The organism is Anaerohalosphaeraceae bacterium, from assembly GCA_037479115.1.
Classification (GTDB): Bacteria; Planctomycetota; Phycisphaerae; order Sedimentisphaerales; family Anaerohalosphaeraceae; genus JAHDQI01.
Genome location: JBBFLK010000002.1, coordinates 168,780 through 193,094, shown reverse-complemented (window position 1 = coordinate 193,094; position 24,315 = coordinate 168,780). Strand labels below are relative to the sequence as shown.

20 protein-coding genes are annotated in these 24,315 nt (G+C 54.8%); 16 read left to right on the top strand and 4 right to left on the bottom strand.

What is annotated here, in order from left to right; genetic code table 11:
• The first annotated feature begins 294 nt into the window (after positions 1 to 294).
• Positions 295 to 2,673 carry a glycoside hydrolase family 5 protein gene (locus tag WHS88_01755; protein ID MEJ5258893.1) on the top strand — a complete coding sequence of 793 codons (2,379 nt, stop codon included), beginning with the start codon at positions 295 to 297 and terminating at the stop codon, positions 2,671 to 2,673.
• A 10-nt stretch (positions 2,674 to 2,683) separates the two neighbouring features.
• Here the strand turns inward: WHS88_01755 and mtaB are convergent, their stop codons facing one another.
• Positions 2,684 to 4,021 carry a tRNA (N(6)-L-threonylcarbamoyladenosine(37)-C(2))-methylthiotransferase MtaB gene (gene mtaB / locus WHS88_01750; GenBank protein MEJ5258892.1) on the bottom strand — a complete coding sequence of 446 codons (1,338 nt, stop codon included), beginning with the start codon at positions 4,019 to 4,021 and terminating at the stop codon, positions 2,684 to 2,686.
• A gap of 91 nt (positions 4,022 to 4,112) precedes the next feature.
• Between mtaB and pilM the strand changes: the two genes are divergently transcribed.
• The 7 genes from pilM to WHS88_01715 all read left to right on the top strand — a co-directional run bounded on the left by pilM (position 4,113) and on the right by WHS88_01715 (position 13,815).
• Complete coding sequence (pilM, locus tag WHS88_01745; protein MEJ5258891.1) at positions 4,113 to 6,506, top strand: type IV pilus assembly protein PilM; 2,394 nt, start codon at positions 4,113 to 4,115, stop codon at positions 6,504 to 6,506.
• Between the two features lie 42 nt (positions 6,507 to 6,548).
• Complete coding sequence (locus tag WHS88_01740; protein MEJ5258890.1) at positions 6,549 to 7,895, top strand: hypothetical protein; 1,347 nt, start codon at positions 6,549 to 6,551, stop codon at positions 7,893 to 7,895.
• A gap of 63 nt (positions 7,896 to 7,958) precedes the next feature.
• Complete coding sequence (locus WHS88_01735) at positions 7,959 to 10,037, top strand: hypothetical protein (protein ID MEJ5258889.1); 2,079 nt, start codon at positions 7,959 to 7,961, stop codon at positions 10,035 to 10,037.
• A gap of 158 nt (positions 10,038 to 10,195) precedes the next feature.
• A complete protein-coding gene (locus tag WHS88_01730) occupies positions 10,196 to 10,591 on the top strand; it encodes a GntR family transcriptional regulator (protein ID MEJ5258888.1) in 396 nt (131 codons plus the stop codon).
• A gap of 2 nt (positions 10,592 to 10,593) precedes the next feature.
• Positions 10,594 to 11,496: an ABC transporter ATP-binding protein gene (locus WHS88_01725; GenBank protein ID MEJ5258887.1), complete on the top strand. Its 903-nt coding sequence runs from the start codon at positions 10,594 to 10,596 to the stop codon at positions 11,494 to 11,496.
• Positions 11,497 to 11,515: 19 nt separating this feature from the next.
• Complete coding sequence (locus tag WHS88_01720; protein MEJ5258886.1) at positions 11,516 to 12,142, top strand: hypothetical protein; 627 nt, start codon at positions 11,516 to 11,518, stop codon at positions 12,140 to 12,142.
• A gap of 272 nt (positions 12,143 to 12,414) precedes the next feature.
• Positions 12,415 to 13,815, top strand: coding sequence for a hypothetical protein (locus WHS88_01715; GenBank protein ID MEJ5258885.1), 1,401 nt, complete (start codon positions 12,415 to 12,417; stop codon positions 13,813 to 13,815).
• Here WHS88_01715 and sixA read toward each other — a convergent pair.
• Both sixA and WHS88_01705 read right to left on the bottom strand, forming a co-directional pair.
• Complete coding sequence (gene sixA / locus WHS88_01710; GenBank protein MEJ5258884.1) at positions 13,810 to 14,271, bottom strand: phosphohistidine phosphatase SixA; 462 nt, start codon at positions 14,269 to 14,271, stop codon at positions 13,810 to 13,812. The two genes, WHS88_01715 and sixA, sit on opposite strands and share 6 nt — an antisense overlap.
• A 27-nt stretch (positions 14,272 to 14,298) precedes the next feature.
• The gene (locus WHS88_01705; GenBank protein ID MEJ5258883.1) at positions 14,299 to 14,937 is read right to left on the bottom strand and encodes a bifunctional precorrin-2 dehydrogenase/sirohydrochlorin ferrochelatase; all 639 of its coding nucleotides are present in this window, start codon (positions 14,935 to 14,937) and stop codon (positions 14,299 to 14,301) included.
• Positions 14,938 to 15,066: 129 nt separating this feature from the next.
• On the opposite strand from WHS88_01705, the gene WHS88_01700 reads away from it, so the two are divergent.
• Both WHS88_01700 and ychF read left to right on the top strand, forming a co-directional pair.
• Complete coding sequence (locus WHS88_01700) at positions 15,067 to 15,618, top strand: FumA C-terminus/TtdB family hydratase beta subunit (protein MEJ5258882.1); 552 nt, start codon at positions 15,067 to 15,069, stop codon at positions 15,616 to 15,618.
• Positions 15,615 to 16,682 (top strand): redox-regulated ATPase YchF, encoded by a 1,068-nt coding sequence (gene ychF / locus WHS88_01695; GenBank protein ID MEJ5258881.1) that lies wholly within the window; start codon positions 15,615 to 15,617, stop codon positions 16,680 to 16,682. Before WHS88_01700 ends, ychF begins: the two co-directional genes overlap by 4 nt.
• On the opposite strand, the gene WHS88_01690 is transcribed toward ychF, so the two are convergent.
• Complete coding sequence (locus tag WHS88_01690; GenBank protein MEJ5258880.1) at positions 16,683 to 17,450, bottom strand: MipA/OmpV family protein; 768 nt, start codon at positions 17,448 to 17,450, stop codon at positions 16,683 to 16,685.
• 133 nt (positions 17,451 to 17,583) lie between these two features.
• On the opposite strand from WHS88_01690, the gene WHS88_01685 reads away from it, so the two are divergent.
• From WHS88_01685 to WHS88_01660, 6 genes are all read left to right on the top strand, one after another.
• Positions 17,584 to 18,201, top strand: coding sequence for an NAD(P)H-dependent oxidoreductase (locus WHS88_01685; protein ID MEJ5258879.1), 618 nt, complete (start codon positions 17,584 to 17,586; stop codon positions 18,199 to 18,201).
• 115 nt (positions 18,202 to 18,316) lie between these two features.
• The gene (locus WHS88_01680) at positions 18,317 to 19,357 is read left to right on the top strand and encodes a hypothetical protein (GenBank protein ID MEJ5258878.1); all 1,041 of its coding nucleotides are present in this window, start codon (positions 18,317 to 18,319) and stop codon (positions 19,355 to 19,357) included.
• 92 nt (positions 19,358 to 19,449) lie between these two features.
• Entirely contained in the window at positions 19,450 to 20,733 is a 1,284-nt protein-coding gene (gene hemA / locus WHS88_01675; GenBank protein ID MEJ5258877.1) for a glutamyl-tRNA reductase, read from the top strand.
• Positions 20,730 to 21,650, top strand: a complete 921-nt coding sequence (gene hemC, locus WHS88_01670; GenBank protein ID MEJ5258876.1) for a hydroxymethylbilane synthase — start codon at positions 20,730 to 20,732, stop codon at positions 21,648 to 21,650. The genes hemA and hemC overlap by 4 nt, the downstream gene beginning before the upstream one ends.
• Complete coding sequence (gene cobA, locus WHS88_01665) at positions 21,643 to 23,166, top strand: uroporphyrinogen-III C-methyltransferase (protein MEJ5258875.1); 1,524 nt, start codon at positions 21,643 to 21,645, stop codon at positions 23,164 to 23,166. The genes hemC and cobA overlap by 8 nt, the downstream gene beginning before the upstream one ends.
• Positions 23,159 to 24,313, top strand: a complete 1,155-nt coding sequence (locus tag WHS88_01660; GenBank protein MEJ5258874.1) for a radical SAM protein — start codon at positions 23,159 to 23,161, stop codon at positions 24,311 to 24,313. Before cobA ends, WHS88_01660 begins: the two co-directional genes overlap by 8 nt.
• The last annotated feature ends 2 nt before the right edge of the window (positions 24,314 to 24,315 follow it).

The window sequence follows — 24,315 nt, the reverse complement described above, 5'->3', positions numbered from 1 at the left end:
CGGATAAAGTATCCGAAAACGTCGGAATATACAAGATAAAAAAAGGTGATATTCAGTATAAGATATTGTCATATTTAGACGGCATTTGCAGGGGATTCAGGTCAGGTTTTCTGTTTATGTAACTAACCAAAAATTGGAATCTTAGATATTAAGTTGAGTGCCGAAAATGCTGATAGGATTTTAGGAATAGTCTGCAGGGAGGAATAAAAAAGGCCAGGAAGAAACAGAGTTGTTGGGGGTTGAGCGGGAGTTTTAGAAATGAAAAGTCCTTTTGGCAGGAACTTATTTTTATCCGTGTGTTCCGCGATGCTTCTTTGGTTCTTTCTGCTTTGTAAGGTCGATGCAGAGGAGATGGTATTCGGCGATTTTGAAAGCGGATTAGACGGCTGGACCGGTGCCTGGACCGGTACACAGGATTTAAGCACCAGTACCAACGGAGCCACACTCGGCAGCCGCAGTCTGGCAGTTCTTGTCGGGCCGAGCGAGTTCTGGAAACTCGAGCGGATTGGGGTATTGAATTTAGCCGGAGCTGCTCGCATCACGATGGATATTACATTTATTGCAGCGGAGTGGCCCCCCGAGACCTGGTGCAATATCAACAAGATTGCCCTGATGGATAGGTCAGTCTGGAACTGGCAGGAGATAGACCGTGACCAAATGGTTGTAACCTCTCTCAGCGGAGCAGCCGCGCCGCCGCGAACTGATGATGGAAATGTAGCCTGGTGGGGGCCCTGGATGGGGGATGCAACCTGGCGGGTCAGCTGGCGGCTTGGGAATATCGTGAGAACCAACGATGTGTATGAATTGCGGATGGCGCTTCAATGCAATGTGGAAAAGGGACAGGGAGGTTATTTTTATATTGATAACGTCAGGGTTGAAACAGAGGATGCACCGGTTCCGCTGCCGCGGCTGTATGCCGAGGGGAACCGAATCAAACAGGTCGGAGGCGGTGACTTTACGCTGCGCGGGGTGTCTTTAATCGACCTTGGTTTTTTGCAGAGTTGGCAGGGCGGTGCCGTCCAGATGATCAGCCGGCTGACGGACCCGGAGGATATGCGATGCGGCAGCGTCGGCTGGAAAACCAATGTGATTCGCATTCCGATTTTTCCGCCGCATCTGGTTCAGGGCTGGCCTTATCCTTTTGATCCGGAGAATGAAGACTTATACACGCTGCTTCGCAGTGTGGTGGATTTTTGCATTCGGCAGGGGGTGTATGTCATTCTGGACTGGCATGACATCAATAACACGTTTGACACCCTTCCGCAGGCCATTGAATTCTGGGAGTACATGGCGCCGCGGTTTGCGGATGATACCAATGTAATGTATGAGTTATTTAATGAGCCCATCAACAATATCGGCACGGATGAGGAAAACTGGCAGAGTGTCAAGGAGGATATGGAAACATTGATTCAGGTTATCCGAACCTATGCACCGGAGACGCTGTTGTTTGTCGGTACGCCGCGATGGTGTCAGATTATCGGACCTGTGGCAGAGTCCCCGCTGAGCGATGAAAATGTAGTCTATACAGTCCATATTTACCCGTATCACTGGCTGTCGGATACCCTTTACTATCGAGATTCGATTAGCCGGGCATCTGCTGCAGTTCCGGTAATTTTGGGGGAATGGGGGTTTATCGAAGGCGACCCGGGAATTTTAAATGGGACCATTGAGACCTATGCCGCTCCTCTGCGGGAGTTTGTGGAGGATCTGGAAATCGGTCATATTGCCTGGGTGGCCAGCTATGATTGGCAGCCGCCGATGTTTGATGTGAACTGGAATCTGCTGGACGGAGAAGGGTATATGGGCTGTTTTGCCAAAAACTGGCTTTACAGAAGCTGGCGGTGGGAGCAGGATTTGGAGATTGCCTTAACGATCAGCCGCTGTCAGGTGACGGCCGGAACGACAGCCGGGCAGGATACAATAGAGATGTCAGGCACGTTTGAGAGAGTTCCCTCCGATCTGCTTGGGATTCCTCATGTGGAGGTGGTAATCAGTTCTCTGAGGGACAATTCGGTGATTTACACCGAGAACTGCAATTATGTCTGGGACACAACCGGCAATCGGTTTATCTGGTCGGAGCGCTACCGTAAAGGAGAGCCGGGCAGGATTACTCTGCTGCTGCTGAACTTTGCACAGCGGAGATTTTTGCTCCGAGCGCAGAATGTGAATTTAACCGGATTGGGCTGTCCGCTGGAATTGTCTATGACGGTCGGTCCGTATGTGCTCCGGGGCCAGGCGGATGAATCGATTGTCAACGGACCGGCGAGAATTCCTATCCGCCTCATGCGGGGGTATGCGAATGAACTGCGGATGAATCGGGCAGCGGTTCAGATAGGCCGAAGAGCGGATACAGATTCTCTGAGGGTTTGGGGAGAAATTGCGGTTCAGGATCTCAGTCGAAACTTACGGAATGAATCAGTAGTCCTCCAGTGGGGGGAACAGACGTTTACTCTTCCGGCAGGTTCGCTTCGGGCTGACCGGAGGGGGATGGTCTATTCCTGTTCAAATGTCCGTACCCCGGAAGGAGCCAGGGTATGGCTGCGAATAGACCTTCAGGGGTGTCTGTATTCCGCAAGAATCTCAAATACCACCCTGACGGCAAGAAACGGCGAGGTTTCCTTTGGGCTGCGATGGACCGATTTCGAGGAAAGTGCCTCTATCACACTGCCGTGATACACAGGACTTAACGGTCCAGGCGGATTGAAACGACTTGCCCCTGGAGGGGCGGCTCAGGAAACTCGGCGGTTGAGCAATCTACCATAAAGTACCGGTCGCAGCGGCCTGCGGGGGGATTTGTCTGTTCGAGAATCACACGAACAGTCTGGCCGATAAACTGACGTCGAAACTTTTCCTGAAGTTCCTTATCCAGTTTCTGAAGTTTCTCTGCGCGCCTGCGGATGACTCCCGCGGGGACAGGCGGTTTCATTCGAGCGGCCGCTGTACCCCGTCTGGGGCTGAATGGGAAAATATGCATTTTTGCGAATCCAACCTGACGGCAAACTTCAACAGTTTTTTCGAAATCCTCTTCCGTTTCTCCGGGAAAACCGACGATAATATCCGTCGTGATGGCCGGTCGGTCCAACCGTTCCTGCAGTTTTCGGCAGATATTCAAATATTCCTCTGACGTGTATTGTCGGGCCATCCGTTTCAGGATGCGGTCCGAGCCGGATTGAAGGGGAAGATGAAGATGCGGAACCAGATTCGGATATTGTTGATAGACTTCAATGAGTTCATCCGTTACATCCGCCGGCTCCAGGGAGCTGAGCCGAAGGCGGATAAGATTCGGAAGCTTTAAAATCTGTTTCAAAAGAGAGACAAGAGGGTTGGGTTCGTCAGGCTTCCAGTGTTTCCGACGGGCTGTGCTGCGCCCCCATGCCCCCAGAAAGATGCCTGTCAGGACAATTTCTTTATGTCCGGCAGCAAGAAGGTCCTCTGCTTCCCGAAGAATTACATCTGTGGGTTTGCTCCAGAGTTTTTTGCGGATTTTTGGAACAATACAATAGGTGCAGAAAACATCGCAGCCGTCCTGGATTTTCAGAAAGGCGCGGGTTTGGCCGGAAAAACTGTTCAGCGGACCGAAAGGGTCGCAGTCGGGAAATTGTTGTATGTCCAGGTCGTTTTTGTGCTTGATTTTATAGGAAAATGGTGTTTTACTGATTCCGTTGGATACTCTGTCTTCAGATGAGTCGGACAAAGAACGCAGAATATCCAGCAGCTGATGTTTATCGGCGGCCCAGACGGCGGTTTTCGGCAGGTCGGCGGTTTCCTCGGCGGTAGCTGCGGACAGGCAGCCGGTAAGAATCAGAAGGGCGGAGGGGTTCTGCTTGTGGAGTTTGCGGACGGCCTGACGGCTTTTCGAAGCAGCGGTTTGGGTGATGCAGCAGGTGTTGACGATAACCAGGTCGGCCGGAGAACCGGAGGGGGCGGGGCAGACGCCGTGAGAACGCAGCCATTGTTCAATCTGGCAGCTTTCATATTGATTGACTTTGCAGCCGAGCGTATGAATGATAAAGTGTTTCATAGACGGCTTACTATAGAATCGTCGGCGGGGCGGATGCAAGTTTTTTTGCAGACGGCCTCGTCGGATGGAGCATAAGGAAGAAAGGAACATCATGGCCAAAGCGTCGCATGCGGTCTGGGGGATTGATATCGGAACCTGCTCATTAAAGGCCTTGCGGCTCCGGCGGGGTGCAGAAGGGCTGGAGGTAGCGGGCTTTGCCTGTCTGGAACACTCGAAAATTCTTTCCACCGCAGACGTCACACCGGAAGAACGCCGGGAAACTATTCAACAAACCCTTCGAGAGTTTCTGAAAGAAAATGAGGTCGGCAGGGAAGAGGTTGCCATTGCTATAGCCGGTCAAAACAGTTTTGCCCGGCTGGTCAAGATGCCGCCGGTGGACCCCAAGCGGATTCCCAAAATCGTCCCTCTCGAAGCCGTACAGCAGATTCCCTTTGATATCAATGAGGTCGAGTGGGATTGGCAGCTGCTGAAAAATCCGGACAGCCCTGATACGGAAGTCGGGATTTTTGCCATCAAAAATGAAGTCATCGCCGAGATGCTGGACTTTTTCAGTCGGGAAAATCTGCGTGTCAGCTGTGTGCAAATCAGTCCGATTGCTCTGTATAATTATGCGCTGTATGACCTGAAGGATATCAGTGCTTCGGCCGGAAAAGCCACCATTATTCTCGACATGGGGGCCGAGAACACTACGCTGGTGATTGCCACCCGCGATTCGGTCTGGCAGCGCAGCATTCGAATCGGGGGCAACACGTTTACTGAAGCGATTGCCGACGCCTTTAAGCTGAAGTTTGCCAAGGCCGAAAAACTCAAGCGGACGGCCCCGATGAGCAAGTATATGCGGCAGATTTTCACAGCGATGAAGCCGGTTTATACGGATTTGGCCGGTGAAATTCAGCGAAGTCTTGGGTTTTATTCATCCAGCGGAGCCGGCCGGGATAAGGGATTTTCACGCATACTGGCGCTGGGGGGCGGTTTTAAGCTTCAGGGACTGACCAAATATCTTCAGCAGAGTCTGGGGCTTCCGGTGATTAAGCCCGATTCCTTCGAGCGGCTGACGCTTTCTCCGGAAGTGTCCGCGGCCAAGTTTCATGAAAATCTTTCTGAGTTCGGTGTGGTATACGGTTTGGGGGTTCAGCTGCTGGGCGAATCGAAGATTGAAACCAATCTTCTGCCTCGCCGAATTGCCCGGGCAATGGCCTGGACCCGCAAAGCGAGGGTCTTTACGGCTGCAGCCGGGGTTTTTCTGGCGGTCAGTCTGGTTTGTCTGCTCTGGACCTTCCGTCTGCTTCAGCAGTACACCCGCGAGAGCGGAGCCCTTCGGACGGTTCAGGCCGTAATGCAGCAGGCCCAAAGCATCAATTCAGCCGTTTCAGAATTTGAAAGCCAAAAACCGATGTTTGAACAGCAGGTTCAAAAGGAGCTGGATTTGTTCAAATATCGGCAGATTATTCCTCTCCTGAATGAAACCCTTTTGAAGTGTTTTCCAAATAAAGACAACACGCCGGAAATCGCCGCTTTATACGAGGCGTTTGTGAATGGAGACATCCGGACTATCCGCTCCATACCGCGTGCAGAAAGAAAAATTATGTTTGTGACGCGTCTGGAGATTCAGTTTGCACCGGATTTGGCCTCGGCGGCTTTTCCGCAGGGGAGCCGGCGGGGGGCAAGCGGATTTGGCCCCGGCGGCGGGTTCGGCGGAGAGATGGGCGGCTTTATGGGCGGACCTGTCATGCGGCCCGGAGGGATGCCGGGAGAGATGTTCGGGGGGCCTGGTATGGTCGGCGGAGACATGATGGGAGCCGCCGGCACAACGCCGCAGGCGGGATTTGTTGTATTAATTGAGGGCTACAGTCCTTATAAAAATATTGCTCAATTGCTGGACCCGCCCGGGGTCGGGTCAGACTCGAGACGATGGGGTGTGGTGACCCGGTTTGAGAATCTCAAAACCCTGTTTCCGGATACGCCGTTTGAGCTGTTCGGCAAAGGCGATATCCGGCATTTTCGGGATGAATCCGGAGCCGTGGACCCGGCGGATATGCAGATGCCGGCCGGAATCGGGATTCTCCGGGAGGTGGAGCGGGTTCCGTCAACTCAGCCGGCCGGTGCCGCACCGGGGATGACGGCGGCGCCGGGTCCTATGATGCCCGGGATGACCGGAGCGGTTCCGACTCGCGTCACCAGGGAGATTGTCCTTATCGATCCGATGACAGAGGAGGAAATCAGCAAAACGCTGGATTATATTACGCCGGAGGATATTAGAAATAATCCGGCTTATACGGACCGGGACTTGGGCCGTGTCAAACAGAGCCCCTTCGGAGAACCTCAATATATTTTGCGGGATTCCTGGTTTCGGATTCAGGCCAAGTTTGTATGGAAAGACGCCCCGGTTGTGCCGGAAATGAGTACAGGCGGTATGGGCGGCGGATTTTTCCCAACGGCTGTTCCGACAGCTCCCGGCGGCGTCGGAGGCGGCGGTGATTTTTAGGCAGATCATAGCGAAGCAATCATCCAGATGTGAGACTAAATCATGAATATGGTAATTGATATCATCAAGGGGTATTTGAAAAAATATTCGGCTCTTCTGCTGCCGGCGGGGCTGCTGCTGGTCGGGCTGGTTCTGTTCGTTCCGACGATTCTGATTGGACGAACCGTCAGCACCAAAAAGCAGGACTGGGAGCGAATGGCTCAGACTCTCGACAGTCTGGCTCGAACGACCCCTCCGAAAGAGCAGGCCGAACAGGTTCAGAGAGTTCTACAGCAGTATCGGGCGGATGCAGAAGCCGTTCAGCGGATGTCAATCCAGTCCTCGCTGCGTGAGCTGATTAAATACGGAATTTTTCCGAAATCCGAGGACACATCGTCCCAGGTCTATCTGGATTTCGGGCGACGGTATCGAGCGGCCATTGAACAGATGATTACCGAACGACTGAAGGCCCTCGATGCTCCCTCGGAAAGCGAAATTCGGGCGGCCGGCGGCGGGACGGTCGGTGCCGTTCGCGGCGGGGAGTTTTTGGGAGGAACGCCCGGATTGGGTCAGTTGGGAGCGGCGGACAATCCGATGGTCAATGCGATTTGCAATGCTCGGGCGGAGCGAATTGCGATGTATGCGCATCCGCGGGTTTTTGCCTGGTATGATTTTTGGGAATCGTACCAGTTTGTGGGGGCCGAGCAGGCCCTGCGCGACTGCTGGTTTGCTCAAACGGCCTATTGGATTTATGAAGATGTAGTGGCGGCGATTGAGGCGATGAACACGGGGTCGGAGCGGGTTGCGGATTCTCCCGTTAAACGGCTGATGGGGGTGAGTTTTCAGCGTCCGGTGTCGGATGTCCCTGCGGGGGGACTGTCCGGAGGGGTCGGGGGGATGCCTGGAGTTGTGTCTCCGCGTTTCGGAGGGTTTGGCGGATTCGGCGGCAGCATGACATCTGACCAGCCGGCTTATGTCCTGCCCGGTATGCCCAGCCCGCTGATTTCGCGTCCCTGGACGGCTCGAATCGGCAACGAGGACATTGATGTAGTTCACTTTGCCGTATCGGTGATTGTGGACAGCCGCTATACGCAGGCGTTTTTGAAAGAACTTTGTTCCAGCAGGCCCCACAGTTATCGGGAGGGGTTTAAGGAAAACGGTGAAATTCGTCAGGGCCGCCACAATCAGATTACGATCTTGGCCAGTACTTTTTCCGCAGTGGATAAGCAGAGCCCTTCGCATTATTATTACCGGTACGGAACCGATGCGGCGATGCGGGTGGACTTGGTTTGCGAGTATCTGTTTGTCCGCAAGGCCTATGATGAAATCAAACCGGAGCCGGTGAAGGTCCTGCTGGGACAATCTGCAGCGGGTGCCTCTGCTGCGCCGTTTGGGCCGGCGGGGTATTGATGATGACAGGCCGGCTGCGGGATGAGCTGTTCGAACGGAAAATGATGAGCACAGGATATTTTCATGAGCAAAAAACGAGAAAATCTTCTTGAGCAGCATTTGGATAAAATCATTCTTGCCGGAATCGGTCTGCTGAGTCTGGGGCTGCTGTGGCTGTTTGTTTTTCGAAATCCGTTCGGTCCGGTGATTGATGGGCGCAAGGAATCTCCCGGTTCGGCCCAGAATAAGCTGGCTCAGAAAGCGGAACGTCTTCGTGAACGAATTGAGGGGGCGTCGGAGACGGTATCACTGCCGCTGCCGGATTTTATTCCCTCCTATGAACGGCTCCTTGCTTCCTCTGTTCCGACCCTGAATCTGCAGGTTTACCCGATGCTGCCCGGGATTGGGCGTCAGCCGATCGAAACAGACCGGGAATACGCTGTGCCGGAGATTCCGCCGCTGCAGGATGTTCAGATGGCTTATATCCGTTCGGCCGCTTACGTTCCGACGGAAGAGGTTACGCCGGAGCTGCCGTATGAGAATGTTCCCGTCCAGATAGGAGATGTGGATTTTGTGACGGTTTCGGCCCGGCTGGATGTCCGGCGGATTGTGCAGCAGTTTCAATCGGCCTTTATGGGCTTGGGAGTTCGTCCGGCCCATAAAGACCCGGTTTTGGCGGTTCCTGTTGCCGCCCGAGTGGAGCTGCAGCGTAGAGAACAGCTTCCGGACGGCTCTTGGGGGCCTTGGGAGCGGGTGCCGAGCCCCCAGACGATTGCTTATAAAAAACTGTTTGACCAGCTGCCGTACCGAACCGAAGAGCTCAGCGGCGGCGGCGTTTCTGTTCAAATAGAACAATTTAAAGAACGCATTCGTCAGGCGTCACTTCTGCAGCAGCGGCCGTATGATTTTGCTACGTCGCGGTATCAGTATTGGATGCCGCCCCCGTATCTGGAAGAAGCCCAGAAGCTGCTTCAGCAGCAGCGGGATGAAGCGCGTCGATTGGCGCAGCAGCAGGCGGCCGGCGCCGCGGGAGCGGGTCCGGGCCGGACGGCTCCGGGAGGGATGGAAGGCGGCTTGCCGGGGCCCGGAGGAGCGCGGCAGCCGGGACGCCAGCCGGGACGTCAGCCGCAGCCGGGTCGGGAACAGCCGCAGCCCGGGCGAACTCAGCCGGGCGGCCCCGGAGTGATGCCTCCGGATATGGGGGCCCCGGGCGTGGCAACTCGACCGGGAACACGCCAGCGAACGGTTGAAGACATCTGGCGGGATTACCAGAGAGAATTGCTGACGGATGACTGGTGGAAGCGGACCGAACCTTTGCTGGTTTGGGCTCATGATGACACCGTTCAGCCGGGAAAAACCTATCAATACCGAATTCGAGTCGGCCTGTTTAATCCGATTGCCGGCAGGGACTGGTTTAAGCCGGACCAGCAGGAGTTCAAGAATCAAATCGTTTTATGGACGCCGTTTGCGGAAACTGTCGCCAAAAGGAATGAACCGCTGATTGCTTCGATTCCCAAAACACTTCATATTTTCCCGATGGATATTTCCAGAACCAACCCGATTGCGGTGAACGTGCGCGTTTCCAAATATTATATGGGCCGCTGGAGAAGTCATGAGTTTGAAGTACTCCCGGGACAACTCATCGGTTCAGAAGTTGAGGTCAAAAGGACCGCCGCTTCTGCGGAAACCGGCGCAGGGTTCGGGATGGAAGGGGCGGTACCTCCTCCGATGGGCGCTGCATTTCCGATGCCTATGGAAGGCCCCGGTATGGGGACAACGGCGGCTTCCGTTCCGGAGAAAATTGATTTTACGACCCCGTATCTCTATTTGGACCAAATTGCAGAAGTAGATTGGTCGGGTGCAATGACGGCTCTGCGCCGGCGGGAGTTTGTGAGCATGCTTTATGCGCAGGAGGATGGGATTCTTGCAAAACTTCCTATCCGCCAGGCGAACTGGACAGCGGAACTGCGGAAAAACTATCGCGATGTTCAGGAGGCTGAACGAGAGGCCGAGAGTGACGTATTTGTCGGACGAACATCCCAACCGGGGATGTCGCCGACCCCCGGCGGCTTTACACCCGGCGGATTAACCCCAGGCGGCTTTGCTCCGGGCGGTTTTCCGCCTCCTATGTCGCCGCCCGGCGGATTTAGAGGGGAGGGTTGATGCTTCATTTGAGGAATCTCATTTTTTAATTAATATATCCCCTTTTCTTATTTTGATTTAAGAATATTTTTTTAAAAATCCCATTTTTTTGTTGCAGGGAAAATCTTGGCTCGTTAAACTTGTAATAGTTGTAATAGTACAACAAGAAAGGAAGCATTTTGCAGATCACAATTGTTTCCAATTCTGAACGGCCGGTTTATCAGCAGATAATCGACCAAATCAAGCAGGAGATTGCTTCCGGACGTCTTCTTCCGGGTGAACAGCTGCCGACAATCCGCCAGCTGGCTGTGCAGCTTGTTATCAATCCGAACACGATTGCGAAGGCCTATAAATATCTGGAGCAGGAAGGGCTCATAAATACCAGACCGGGCGGGGGTTCTTTTGTGTCCGAAATCTTCTCTCGGCTGAGCGACTCGGCCAAGAAGGAAATTGTCTGCAATTTTCTGAAACAAGCGGTAGTCGAGGCCGTCCTTCTTAAGGTGGCTCCAGAACTTTTGAAGGAGTGGTTTGAAGAAACCTTAAAAAGCTACAATATCGATACACAAAGGAGATGAAAATGGACACCTTTATTGTGCAGACGGAGGGGTTGGTGAAGTATTATGACGGCCGGGCAGTTCTGAAGGGAGTGACTTTGAAAATTCCTCAGGGATGTATTTACGGTCTTTTGGGGCGAAACGGTGCCGGCAAAACTACGCTGATACGGATTTTACTCGGTTTGGAAAGCCCGACCCGCGGAAGGGCCTTTCTTTTCGGGCAGGATTCGCAGATGCTTTCCAGAAAGACCAAAACACGAATCGGGTATACGGCAGAAGGACATCCTTTAATCGGGACATACACGGCGGGCCGTCTGGCTGCCCTGTGCAGGGGGTTAGCCGGACGCTGGAATCAGAGTCTTTTTGAGGAGTTGGCGGGTTTATTCAATCTGCCGATGAATCGGAAGGTCAAAGACCTTTCCGCCGGAATGAGGGCTCAGCTGGATTTGACGTTGGCCATGGCGGCAGAACCGGAGCTGCTGATTCTGGACGACCCGACCCTCGGGCTGGATACGGTTGTCCGGAGGCAGTTTCTTGAATTGGCGATTGATGTTATTCAGCGTCAGGGGCGGACGATTCTGTTCAGTTCGCATATTCTCAGCGATGTGGAACGCATTGCGGATCGGATCGGGATATTGGTGAACGGATGGCTGGCGGCGGACTGCACCCTCGAGGGGCTGAAAAACGGAATCCGAAAATTTCGTGTGATTTTTTCTGACCAGGCGCCCGAGCGGCTTTATCTGACGGAATTAATCCGCCAGCACAAAGAGGGACGAGAGCTGGTCTTCACGGCCGCCAACTGGAATCCGCTGAAAATGAAAATGGTTCAGTCGCTGCAGCCGCAGGAGATTGTGGAAATTCCGATGAATCTGGAAGAAATCTTTCTGGAATGCACAAGAACGGAGCCGGTCTATCAGATGGTTTAGCAGAAAGGAGAGGGCAATTATGTGGACGCTGATACGAAGAGAAATCGAAGATATGTGGGTGTTTTATCTGGTGTTTCTGCTGTTATGGGGCGGTGCAGTTCTTTTGCTCGTCTCTGCGGCTTTTCGGGGGACGGAAGAGGCCCTTCGTCTGAAAGGGGGGGTTGTGTACCCGTACCCGTTTCTGTGTGTGGGATTAGCAGTTCTGGGCGTTTCGCAGATGTATTTTGATCGGATGCGCCGCCTGTCGGCTTTCCTGCTGGGTCGAGGGGCGGTCCGTCGGCAGGTTTTTGCGGCTCGGGTTGCGGCCGGTCTTATTCCGAACCTCTTTTTTACAGCAGGCCTGGGCACTGTTTCGATGATTCTGTTCAGGGACTTTGCGTTTTTTAATGAGGCCTTTCGGGATGATCTGATTTCCTCGTTGATTTCCGGTTTTTTGGCGGGGACGGCCTGTTATGGAATCGGGCTGGCGGCGGGCTGGATGTCCAGCCGGGTCTTTCCGACACTCGGGACGCTGGGGCTGGTTATCATTCTGCTCAGTTTGCTGAGCATCAAGGGATTTGACGTTCAGGTTCAGATTCTCTTTTTGACGGCGACGGTTTCCGCCGTGCTTCTGGGCTGGGAAATCTATCGAACTTCTTCTCTGTAAGGAGAGGGTTTATGGCACGTACTGGAAATGGTTTGAAGATTTTTACGACGGGCTTTCTGGTTCTTCTCTTCTGGGCCATCCTTCTCTTCTGGGCGGATTGGTTTTGCCGAAAGGGCATTGCTTCTGCAAATTTTCGCCGTATTGAGGCCGTTTGGGTTATGTTGGAAGGTATGGATAGAAAAAATGATCCGAATTTTTTCCCCTGTTCTCTTTTGGTTTCTTTGGGAAGCGGCCTTCCCGCGAGTGTATTGGGAGAGCCGGCATGGGCCCCTATGTCGGATGCCCGGCGTTCGGTGATTGGGAAAATTTCAACCGGATGGGATGTTTTCCAGTATGATGCGGAAAGCGGTCTGTTTGAATGGAAATACTATGAGGGGACTCTCCGTCGGCAGAAGGGGGCGGCACATTATTTAGGTCCTGGGGGCATAAGCCCTGTAAAGAAAGAATCGCTCGGGCGATTTCGTGATCCGTTCCTCTATAAAGACGAACAGGAGGGAAAGCTTTTTATCTATGACAGACAGCTGCGGCAGTTTTTCCATTTAGATTTGTGCGGAATGGAACCGCGGTTTTCGGCCGGTCCCGTTCTGGGAGATTCCATAGAGCCGATTCAGTTTGGTTCATTGCAGAAGGGAAGAGAAATTGATGTTGTTGTCCAGGAAGCCCGTCGATGGAGGCCGCCGAAGACAGGACAAACCGGCGGTTATGCGGGACGCTGGTGGGAAACAGTTCCTTCTGATTTTCGTTTGGATACGGCGGGGCCCTGGCTGCTTGTGCTGGATGCAGACGGACAAATCCTGCGTCTGAATAAAGAAAGTCTCTGCATAGAAGGTCCTGCCGGACGTTTGCCTGCTCCGGTCGGTCTGTTCGGCTCTCGGACAGAGGGCCGACCGGAAAAATTATCTGCATATCGGGTGTATCCTGTGTGCCGCGAGAAAAACGGCCAGCTGGTCTATTATGGCTGCTGTGCCGCCTCCGCAGCTCCCGAAGGGGTCGGTTTGGCTGTCGAGTGTTTTGATGCCCAGGGGCAGATGACGGGTTATGATATGTTTCGTTCCCCTGCGGCGAATTCTGTTTCAGGATATTATCAAGAGGTACTGTTGAGCAAACTTTTCGAACGGGGGGACGGAGCGCTGGCGATAACCGCCCGCTTTTTTGCCGATTCGCTGCAGCCGGCGGTTTTTCACGGTTTGTCATTTCTGTGTGCGGAGGCAATCGAGCCGCGGGCCGGTATGAGGGCGTTGTTTCTCCGTCCTCACAGTTTTATCGGGATTCTTCGAAGGTGTCGGCAGATGGGTCTTCCTGCGCAGTTTTTTTGGGCCTTTTTGATGCTCCTGCCCTCGCTTTTGGTGGGTCTTGGGGTCGGGCTTTGCCTCCGCAGGAAGTCCCTTTCGCTCGGCGGCTCGTCCCGGGCTGCGCGTGGATGGTTTGCGTTAGGAATATTGTTCGGGGTCCCTGCATGGATTACATTCCATCTGGTGCGGCCCAGAGAAAAAGAGGTTACTTGTCTGAATTGCGGTTCCCTGCGGCGGCCGGACCAGATGACCTGTCATGTCTGTCGGGCGGGCTGGGATTTCAAGGGGCTGGAATCGCCGGATTGGTGCCTGATAGAGCCGTTGGAGGAGTCGGAGTCTCCGGTTGGTCCTGCACTGTCAGAGCGGCAAACGGATTTATAAAATATCCGGTTTGACGAGCCAGTTTAGCTGCCAGAGGCCGTCGTCATTTCGCCGCAGACAGACCACACCGGCCTTTTCGAAGAGCACAGGTTCGGCGTCTGCACTGCCGCAGAGCAGCAAACCGGCCAGTCGCGACAAAAACGGCAGGTGTCCGACAATCATCAGGTCTGTCTGGGCTTTTTCAATTTCCTCGGCAATCGGCTCCGGGTCATCCTCGGGAGAAAGCCCTTCGTGCTTGTCCAGGGGGCAGGGTCCCTTTACAGCGGCGTGAAAGAGTTTCGCCGTCTGGAGGGCCCGGGTCTTTCCGCTGTGCCAGACGGCTCCGACGGAGATGCCCAGCCGTTTTACAAACTCTGCGGTCTGCTGGGCCTGCCAGTATCCTTCCTCTGTGAGGGGGCGGTCTGCATACTGCTCTTTCGGGAAGGCCTGGGCGTGCTGAATCAGGTACAGATTCATTGCCTGTCCTCTTTTTTCGCCGTCCGATTAGGCGGAGCACTGACGGATCATTTCGTCGCAGTGGCGGCGCCATCCTTCCGGTCCGTGTTCTGCGAAATAGTGAAACGATTCGTCGCTGGCCAGTCTGCCCAGCAGGGCTTTCCGCTGGTCGCTGTCGGGAATGGTTTCGATGATGCGGGAGCGGACTTTGGCCAGTTCGTCCACAAAATGACCGTGTGTATCCGTAAAAATTTCCTCTAATTTCTGCCGGAGATGACCGGCGTAGGCCGGACAGTGTCCTTCGGTTCCGATGGCAATCTGCAGGTCGCCGCGTTTGACCACGGCCGGCACAAAGAAGTCGCACAGCTCCGGCTGATCCACCACATTACAGAGGATTTCCAGTTCCTGGCAGTCTTCATAGATGCGGCGGTTCAGGTCGGGATTGTTGGTGGCGGCAATCACCAGGGCGGCGGAGACAAGAAAATCCTTGTGATACCGGCTGAGGATGATTTCCGCGTTCAGCTGGACGAGGGCTTCCTCGATTTCCGGCAGGATATGTTCGGCAACCACGGTAACACGAGCTCCCGCCTCTGCGAGCCCCTGAACTTTTCGAAGGGCTACAGGGCCGCCGCCGATAACCACAGCCCGCCGGCCGGCCATTTCCAGAAAAATCGGGTATTTGGCCATAGCTTTATTATATCTTTTCCGGATATCCGACCGCAATCTTTTTTCCAAAAGAAAAAAGGGGTTCAAGTTCGGATTTCCGGGGAAGAAATTTTGTCGAAAATCGTCTTTGCATCTCTATAATAAGCGGTGATGAGTCCTTTATCAGAAACAAGAATCCAGACCCCTCTCAAAGACGAGCAAATCAGCCGGCTTCGGGCCGGAGACTGGGTGCGTCTGAACGGGGTTGTCTATGCGGCCCGCGACCAGGCGCATCGGCGTCTGTGTGCCCTTTTGGAAGCCGGACAGCCGCTTCCGTTTGACCTGAAAGGGGCGGTGATCTACTATGTGGGACCGACGCCGGCGGCGCCGGGGCGTGTAATCGGCTCGGCCGGTCCGACCACATCGGCCCGAATGGATGCCTTTGCGCCGGCTCTCTTTCAGGCCGGGTTGAAGGGGACGATTGGGAAGGGATACCGTTCCAAAGAGGTTCAGCAGGCCCTCCGGCAGTATCGGGCGGTTCATTTTTCGGCGATGGGCGGCTTTGGGGCGCTCCTGTCCAGGCATATTACCGCCAGCCGGGTTGTTGCCTATGAGGAACTGGGGCCGGAGGCGGTTCGGGAGCTGGTGCTGGAGGATTTTCCGGCCGTAGTGGCGTATGATTGTTTTGGAAACAGTGTTTATCCGCGAGGATGTGAAGAATGAAAGCAGCAGTCATCGGGATGCTTCAGTCGGGCAAGAGCACATTGGTTTCCGCCGTCAGCGGCAAACCGCCCGTTCCGCCGGGGGCCCCGGAGATTCACGAGGTGATGGTGCCGGTGCCGGATGAGCGGCTGGACTGGCTGACGGAGTTATACAAACCCGCCAAGACGGTGCATGCGACGATAGACTGTCTGGACCTTCCGGGGCTGAATTTTACGGATGAGCACGGACGGGCCGCCGCCCGCAAACTGTTTGGACAGCTGCGGACGGTGGATTTGTTTGTGGCCGTTCTTCGTGCGTTTGAGAATGATTCTGTGCCGGCGTATCGGAACCGAATTGACCCGCGCAAGGATTTGGAGGAGCTGAAGACCGAGATGCTGCTGGCTGATTTGGAGCTGGTGACCAACCGGATTGAGCGTCTGGAAAAGCAGATGCACAAGCCCACCAAGACCCAGGCCCGGGATAAGGAGGAGCTGGTCCTTCAGCGCAAACTCCAGCAGATTCTCGAATCGGAAAAGCCGCTCCGCCAGGCGGCTCTGAATGCCCAGGAGCTGGAGCTGATTAAGCCGCTGGGGTTTTTGACCCTGCGTCCGATGATGATTGTAGTCAACGTCGGCGAAAAGCAGCTGGGGCAAACGATGGATTTGGGAGCGGCGGCGGACGGGGCGGAGGTGATTTGCCTGTCGGCGGAGATTGAAAGTGAACTGGCGCAGCTGGATGCGGAAAGCCGGGCGGAGTTTATGAAGGATTTGGGGATTACCAAGCCTGCCTCGGCGCAGTTTGTGCAAAGCTGTTATCGAACGCTGGGGCTGATCAGCTTTCTGACGGTCGGCAAGGACGAGGTGCGTGCCTGGCCGATTCGGGCGGGGACGATTGCTCACGAGGCGGCCGGCAAGGTCCACAGCGATATTCAGCGGGGCTTTATCCGGGCCGAGACGATGTCATATGAGGATTTGCGCCGGCTCGGGGATGAGAAAGCCGTCAAAGCCGCCGGACGGATGCGTCTCGAAGGCAAAACCTACGTCGTTCAGGACGGCGACATCATCTGCTTCCGGTTTAATGTCTGATTAAAATTCAAAAAGCAGACCGGCGAGCACGGAGAGGGTATAATCTTTTTCTACAATGGGGCTGTCGGTGATTTCATTGTCCAGCCATTCGAGGTTTGCCAGGCCGAACAGGGACCATTTCTCGGAGAGTTTATAATTCATCTGCAATCCGGTCAGCCAGCCGAGAGAGCCGCCGACATTATAGGCATCTCGGCCGGGTGCAGATTCAGAGGACCGCACACCATAGTAGTAGTCATTTAACTGTTTGTTTCTCCAGTTTACGCCGATAGATGGAGTGAGATTAAGCGATTGAATATCCAGTATGTCTCGAAAGGTCTTTCTCAAAGTCAGTCGGCTTTCCCAGCCGCTGTGTTTGTCTAAAATGTCGTGGCTGAAATCCAGTGCCAGCACGGCAAAATTTAAATCGTGAAGGTACCGAAACCCGAGTTCAACAGTGGGGTCTCGGTCTGACATGCCGTCTAAATATCGGCTGTCATTGTTGTTATATCCTTCCATTCGGATACGTGCCAGCCCCTGAAAGGCCCAACGGTTTTCCTCGCCGAAAAGGGAATATGTCGCCACAGGGCCGAACAATGTTAATTTGGGGCCCTGATAAATGAGAAGCGGGAGAGCATAGCATTCCGCCTCGACGCCTTTATAGGGTTTTTGGAGAGTCAAAAACCCGCCGCCTGCCCAGAGTTTGCCGACGGATTCCGATTCGCTGAAGTTTTTTTCTGCAGCGGAGACTGCTGACAGCACAAGGACGATAAGAAAGAAATTTTTCCGCATGGTTCGCTCCTTAATAGTTTTTCCAATCTTTCATTCTAAATGAAAACAGTCGGACTACAAGAAATTTCCGGAAAGGGGGGTTGAACAGCAAAACGGCCGAAGCGTAAAGATAAAAAAAGAAAGGAGACCGGAAATGAGCAGAATTCTTTACATTCAGGCATCACCGAGGAAGGAACGTTCGAAATCCATCCAGGTTGCGGATGCGTTTGTCGAATCGTACCTAAAGTCCCATCCCTCGGATACTGTGGAAAAATTGAATCTTTTTGAAACCGAACTTCCGTCATTTGACGGATTGGCGGTCCAGGCCAAATATACCATTCTGCACGGCCAAAAGCACACGGCACAGGAGCGTCAGGTTTGGGATAAAGTGGAGAAGGTTATCGAGCATTTTAAGAATGCAGACAAGTATGTTTTTGCTGTACCGATGTGGAATTTCGGGATTCCCTGGAGGATGAAGCAATATATCGATATTCTGGTGCAGCCGGGGTATACCTTCCGGTTTGGGGAGAATGGCTATGAAGGACTGGTTCGGGGAAAGCCGGCCATGGTAATTTATGCCCGCGGAGGCAGTTATCCGCCGGACAGTCCCTTTGATTTGCAGACCAAATACGTGGAGCTGTTCCTCCGGTTTATCGGTTTTGAACAGATTGGGTCAATTCTGGTTGAACCGACACTGGCAGAGCCGGCTGAATCGGAAAAAGCGATTCAGCGTGCCCTCGAGCAGGCCCGTAAAGCGGCGAAAACCTTTTAGGTTTGTCCTATAAAAAAGACTTGCTCTCCGGAGAAATAGGGGGTATCCTTTCCTCAGATGCCGAACTTTGTTGGGTTCGGTGCCAAAAAGGAACCGTGATTTCGGAGGGCTTGTTATGAAATCATCCTTTTCCTGTTCATGTCTGTCTTTTCTTCTGTTGACGGCGGGAATCTCGGCGGTTTTGTCTTTTCCTGCGGCGGCACAGTCGGCCGGAATGGGAGGGGCCGGCAGGGGGCTTTGGGGCGATTGGGAACTGAAAATCAAGTTTGAAGACCGCGAAATGGATGCCCTTGTTTCCTTCGGCCGGGATGAAAACGGCAATCTGACCGGGGACTGGATCAGTTTCTGGGGAGTCGCCGAGCTGAAGGATATCCAGTTTGAGGACGGCAAACTCCGTTTCGAGCAGATTTCTCGTTTTCGCGGCGAGGAATACCGGTCGAAATTTTCCGGCAAGGTGGAAGAGGATAAACTGTCCGGTACTCTTTCGGGAGAGCGGGGGGAATCGGAGGTGACAGGCCGCCGTCTTCCGCGTCTTCCACGGGTGGTGGGGACCTGGAATTTGAAATATAAGGTCGGGGACATGGATGTAGAGGCCAAGCTGATTATCAAGGCGGACAAAGAAGGCAATTTGTCCGGCCAGTGGCAGTCGGCTCCCGTGGAAAGCGAAGTGTCGGATGTGAAATACGAACGGGGCACCCTGAGCCTCAAGCGGAAAATGAAAATGGGCGACCGCCAGATGGAAGCCAGCTTTGAAGGAACGATTGACCGACAGAGCGGTTTGCTCAAAGGCACGCTGAAATCCGAAATGGGGGATATCGCTGTCGAGGGTGCGCGGTTCGGCGAAGCTCTGATAGGAAGCTGGGACCTGGAGATTGCGACAGACCAGGGTTCTTACAAGCAGCGGCTGCGTGTGAATCCGGACCTGAGCGGTCTGTACGGGACCCTTCCGATTGAAAAGATTGAGTTTGACGGAACGAAGGTTTCGTTTAAGGCCAAACGGGAGTTCGGAGAACGGACGTTTGAAATCAGTCTGGACGGCAAACTGGCGGATTCGAAACTGACCGGCCAGATTACGACGATGCGCGGCACGCAGACGTTTGAAGGGAAAAAGATTGTTCGCGCTATGGTTCGTCCGGGCGGTGCCGTTTCGTATTGATTTCTGCCAAACAAAAAGGTCTGCTGACCGGTGTCGGCGGACCTTTTTTATGCGCCGTTGATTTCTCTGGTTGCCTCTGCTACACTGCCGCTATGAAGCTTGTTTGCTGCGGTGTCAGTTTTCGGGATGCGCCCTACGAAGCGAGGGAAAAGCTGGCTTTTTCGGAAGAACAGCAGCGGCATCTGCTGCGCGGCCTCCTGCGGTGCTCCGGCGTGTATGAAGGGCTGATTCTCTGTACCTGCAACCGCACGGAGATTTATCTTTCGATGGATTCGTCGGCAGACAGCCGGTGTTTGCTGGAGCCGCTGATTGCCGAAATGCAGCCGGAGGCCCTGGAGCCGTGGCGTTCTTATTCAAAAGAATATGACGGCACAAAGGCGGTGGAACATCTTTTCGCCGTGGCCGCCGGACTGGATTCTCAAATGCTCGGCGAGCATCAGATTATCAGCCAGCTGAAGGCGGCGTATGCGCTGGCCAATGAAGAACAGACCACGCGCTACCTTTTTCATCGGCTGATTCACCGGGCGTTTCGCGCGTCCAAAGAAGTGCGGAGCCGGACGATTCTCCAGTCCGGGACTATTTCGCTGGGGGCGGCGGCGGTGGAACTGGCCTGGAAGGAAATGTCCCTGCCGGGGGCTACGGTGCTTCTGCTGGGGGCCGGCGAGAATGCGGAGCTGGTGGGCCGTCTTTTGGTGAAGGTCGGAATCGGCCGTTTGTGGATTGTCAGCCGGCGTCTGGAATCCGCCCGTCAGCTGGCCGCTGCCCTCCGGTTCGGACAGCCGGCGGAGTTGTCTTCGTTAGGGGAATTGCTCAGGCAGGCGGATTTGGCTGTCTGTACGACGGCTTCGCCGACCCCGCTGATTACGGTCGCTGACTATTCCTATCTGCTTGCCCAGCGGAGCCGGCCGATTGTCATTCTCGATTTGGCGATGCCCCGGGATGTGGACCCGGCGCTGGGAGGGATTGCGCAGGTTCGTTTGTTCAATCTGGATGATTTAAACCGACAAACCGAAGCGAGCCGTTCGATTCAGGTCGAACAGATTCAGCAGGCCGAGCGGATTGTCGCCGAACATGCACAGCGGTTTGCAGCCTGGCTGGATTCGCTTCAGACAGCCGATCTTGTCAGCGAATTATCCTCCCGCTACAGGCAGCTGGCTCAAAAGGAAGCCCGTCGCTATCAGCGGTATTTCAGCAAATCAGAACACGCACAGCTTCAGCGGTTTGCCGAATCGCTGGCCCGCAAGATTCTGCACGGCCCGATTTCGTATCTCAAGCAGTGCGGCAGCCAAGAGCCCTCCGGGGATTTTCTGGGCGTGCTGGATGTGGTGCGGAAGATGCTGCTGGAAGACCCACCGAAAAAGAGACAAAAGGAATGAGCCTGCTCCGTGCAGCCACACGCGGTTCGAAACTGGCCCAGATTCAGACCCAGCGGGTGATTGACGCCCTGCAAAAGGTCTGTCCGGGATTGTCTGTGGAGATGCAAATCCTCCGAACCCAGGGCGACCAGCAGGCGGATGCTCCGCTGTGGAAACTGGAAGGCAGCGGTTTTTTTACGGCCCGGCTCCAGCAGGCGCTGCTGGAGGGGACGGCGGATTTTGCCGTTCACAGTTTCAAGGATTTGCCGACGCAGACGCCGGATGGTCTGTGTATTGCGGCGGTGCTGGAGCGGGATTTTCCGGAGGATGTTTTGCTGGTTCGCCGCTCCATCCGGAGGATTGAAGATTTGCCGCCGGCAGCCTGCGTGGGAACCTCGAGTCTCCGCCGACAGGCCCAGATTCTTCGACGGCGGCCCGATATTCGGGTTGAGCCGCTTCGGGGCAATGTCGAAACACGTCTGCGAAAACTCGAAGAAGGCCGCTACGATGCCGTCATTCTGGCTCGTGCCGGACTGGAGCGGCTGGGGATAACCGGCTGGAACGGGCTGATATTGGACCCGCTGGAATTTCTGCCTGCACCGGCCCAGGGGGTGATTGCGGTAGAGATTCTTCGAACGAACGAGCATTTGTTCGAATTGTTCCAAAGAATTCATCATTTTCCTACAGCGGCAGCGGCCCAGGCGGAACGCCGGATTCTGGCTCGGCTTCATCCCGGATGCCATGCGCCGGTCGGGGCCTATGCGGCCATAGAAAAGGAACAGATTACGCTGACGGCGTTTGCATCGGGCCCGCAGGGACATCCTTTCCTGAAAGAGCGGATTTGCGGGCCGGTTCTGAATGCGGTAGAATGGGCGGATTGTCTGGCCGAGCGTCTGATTGAGCAGGGGGCTCTGGAGATTTTGAAAACGAATGCATAAAACCAAAATCTATTTTGTTGGGGCGGGTCCGGGAGACCCGGCACTGATTACCCTGCGCGGGGCGCAGCTTCTCCGTCAGGCCGACTGTGTGATTTACGATGGTCTGGTCAATGAGGCCCTTCTGGAGGACTGCCGGCCGAACTGTGAATGCCTTTGTGTTCGCAAGCGAACAGGAGAAAAACCTTTTACGCAGGAGCAAATCAATCAGCTGCTGCTGGAGAAGGCCGCTCAATATCTGACCGTCGTACGGCTCAAAGGAGGAGACCCCGGTTTTTTCGGAAGGACGGCGGAGGAAGTCCAGACTTGTCTTCATGCGGGGGTTGATTTTGAGATAGTTCCCGGCGTGACGGCGGCTTCTGCGGCGGCGGCTTATTCCGGAATGTTTCTGACCGACCGGCAGTTCAGCTCGCAGGTTCTTTTTGTGACCGGTCAGGAAGCCCCCGACAAAAATGAATCTTCGATTGACTGGGATTTCCTGGCCGGATTTCGCGGCACAATCGCCTTTTATATGGCGATGAGCCATCTGGAGCAGATTGCTACGGCCCTTCTGGCAAACGGCAAACCGGCGGATACTCCGGCGGCGGTGATTCAGAACGCCAGTCTGCCGCAACAGCGTCTAGTTCATGCTTCTTTGGAGAAGATTGCCGCCGTCTGCCGGCAGGAGGGGATAGAGGCACCGGCCATCGTATTGATTGGACCGACAGCCGTCTATCGGGAGGAAACGGACTGGTTTCGCCGTCGTCCGCTGGCGGGCAGGACTGTCCTGATTGCCCGGGATGAGGAGGGAAATCGTTCGTTGAGCCGTCGCCTGAATGAATTGGGAGCCGACGTGCTGGGGTTGCCCGTGCTTGCTGTGCAAAACTTTGCCGCAACCGGTGCGGCGGATGCCGTCCTGAATCGGCTGGAGGAGTTTGACTGGGTTGTTTTTACCAGCCGGCGCGGTGTGGAGTTTTCTTTGGAAAGATTGCGTCAGTTGGGGAAAGATGCGCGGGCTTTTGGTCGGACCCGGATTGCCTGTATTGGTCCGGAAACAGCACGGGCCTTGGGCGAATACGGTTTGCGGGCCGATTTTGTTCCGACGACGTTTACCGGTCAGGCGCTGGCGGAGGAATTGTCTGCAAAAGAGCCGCCGGCCGGAAAGAAATTTCTGCTGCTGCGTTCCGCCATTGCTCCGGATGACCTTCCGAAGTCTCTGCTGCGGCAGGGAGCCATTGTGGAGGAGGTTTCAAGTTATACAGTAGAACCGGCGGAGCTGTCCGCTCGGCAGATTGAACCAATTCTGGAACGGTTGAGCCGCCGGAAGATTGACTGGATTCTGTTTGCGAGCAGTTCGGCCGTATCCGCTTTTTTAAAGGTTGTGTCGAAAGAAACTGTGCTCCAAAGCGGGGCGAAAATTGCCTCGATCGGTCCGAGCACGACCCGTCGTCTGCTGGAGGAAAATCTTCCGGCAGCCCTTGAAGCTCCTGTGCATACCCTGGAGGGGCTGACAGAGGCCCTGATTCAATATCATGATTAATATCAGTAAATTGTATTGCGGCAAGTCCGGCCGGTCGGATGAGCTGCGTTATCCGCCGCATCGGAATCACAAGCCGATTGTGGTGTTCAACTGTACCTGGCGGTGCAATCTGGCGTGCCGTCACTGCTACAGCCATGTTCGGGGCTTTGGAGGGGAACCGGAACTGACTACAGAACAGGCCCGATGCTTAATTGACCAGATAGCCGACTTCGGCTGTCCGGTGCTGCTGTTCAGCGGCGGAGAGCCGCTGCTTCGTGAGGACCTATTTGAGCTGCTCGAATATGCCGGCGGCAAAGGACTTCGCACCGTTTTATCCACGAACGGCACGCTGATTCAGGAATCGACGGCCGAGCATTTGGCGGCTTTGGGAGTCAGTTATGTCGGGATTTCGCTGGATGGGCCGGCGGCGTTTCACGATGATTTTCGGCAGGTCAAGGGTGCTTTTGCGGCGGCTGTAGAAGGGATTTACGCCTGCCGTCGGACGGGAATTCCTGCGGGCATTCGGTTCACAATGACGGCGGACAATATCAGGCAGATTCCCTTGCTGTTTCAGATTGCGGCGGACCTGGATGTGCGGCGCATCTGCTTTTATCATTTGATTCGGACCGGCCGTGCCGAAGACCTGGCGGAAGCCGTGCCTTCCGCGGCTTTGGTGAGGGAGGCGATGGATTCGATTCTTTCCTGTACGGAGCAAAGGACCTCTGCCGGACAGGCGGATGAAGTGCTCACGGTCGGCAACCATGCGGACGGGCCGTATCTGCTGATGCGGCTGCGGAAGCTCTCTTCGGAGCGGGCGGCCGATGCGGAGGCGCTGCTGAAGCGGGCGGCCGGCAACCGCATCGGACAGAACATTGCCGCGGTGGACTGGGCCGGACGGGTGTATCCTGACCAGTTTTGGCGGAGTTATTCCCTCGGAAATGTCCTCGAAAGGTCCTTTGCTCAAATCTGGGACAACCCGGCCGAACCGGTTCTGATGGTTTTGCGGAACAAAAAGGAGTATCGGGACCCTCGGTGCCGGCGCTGCCGGTGGTTTGATTTGTGCGGCGGAAACTTTCGTTCATTGGACGGAAGCGCCAATATCGAGTTGTGGCGGAATGAGCCGCCGTGCTATTTGACGGAAGAAGAGATTGCACTGGAGCAGGAGTAAGA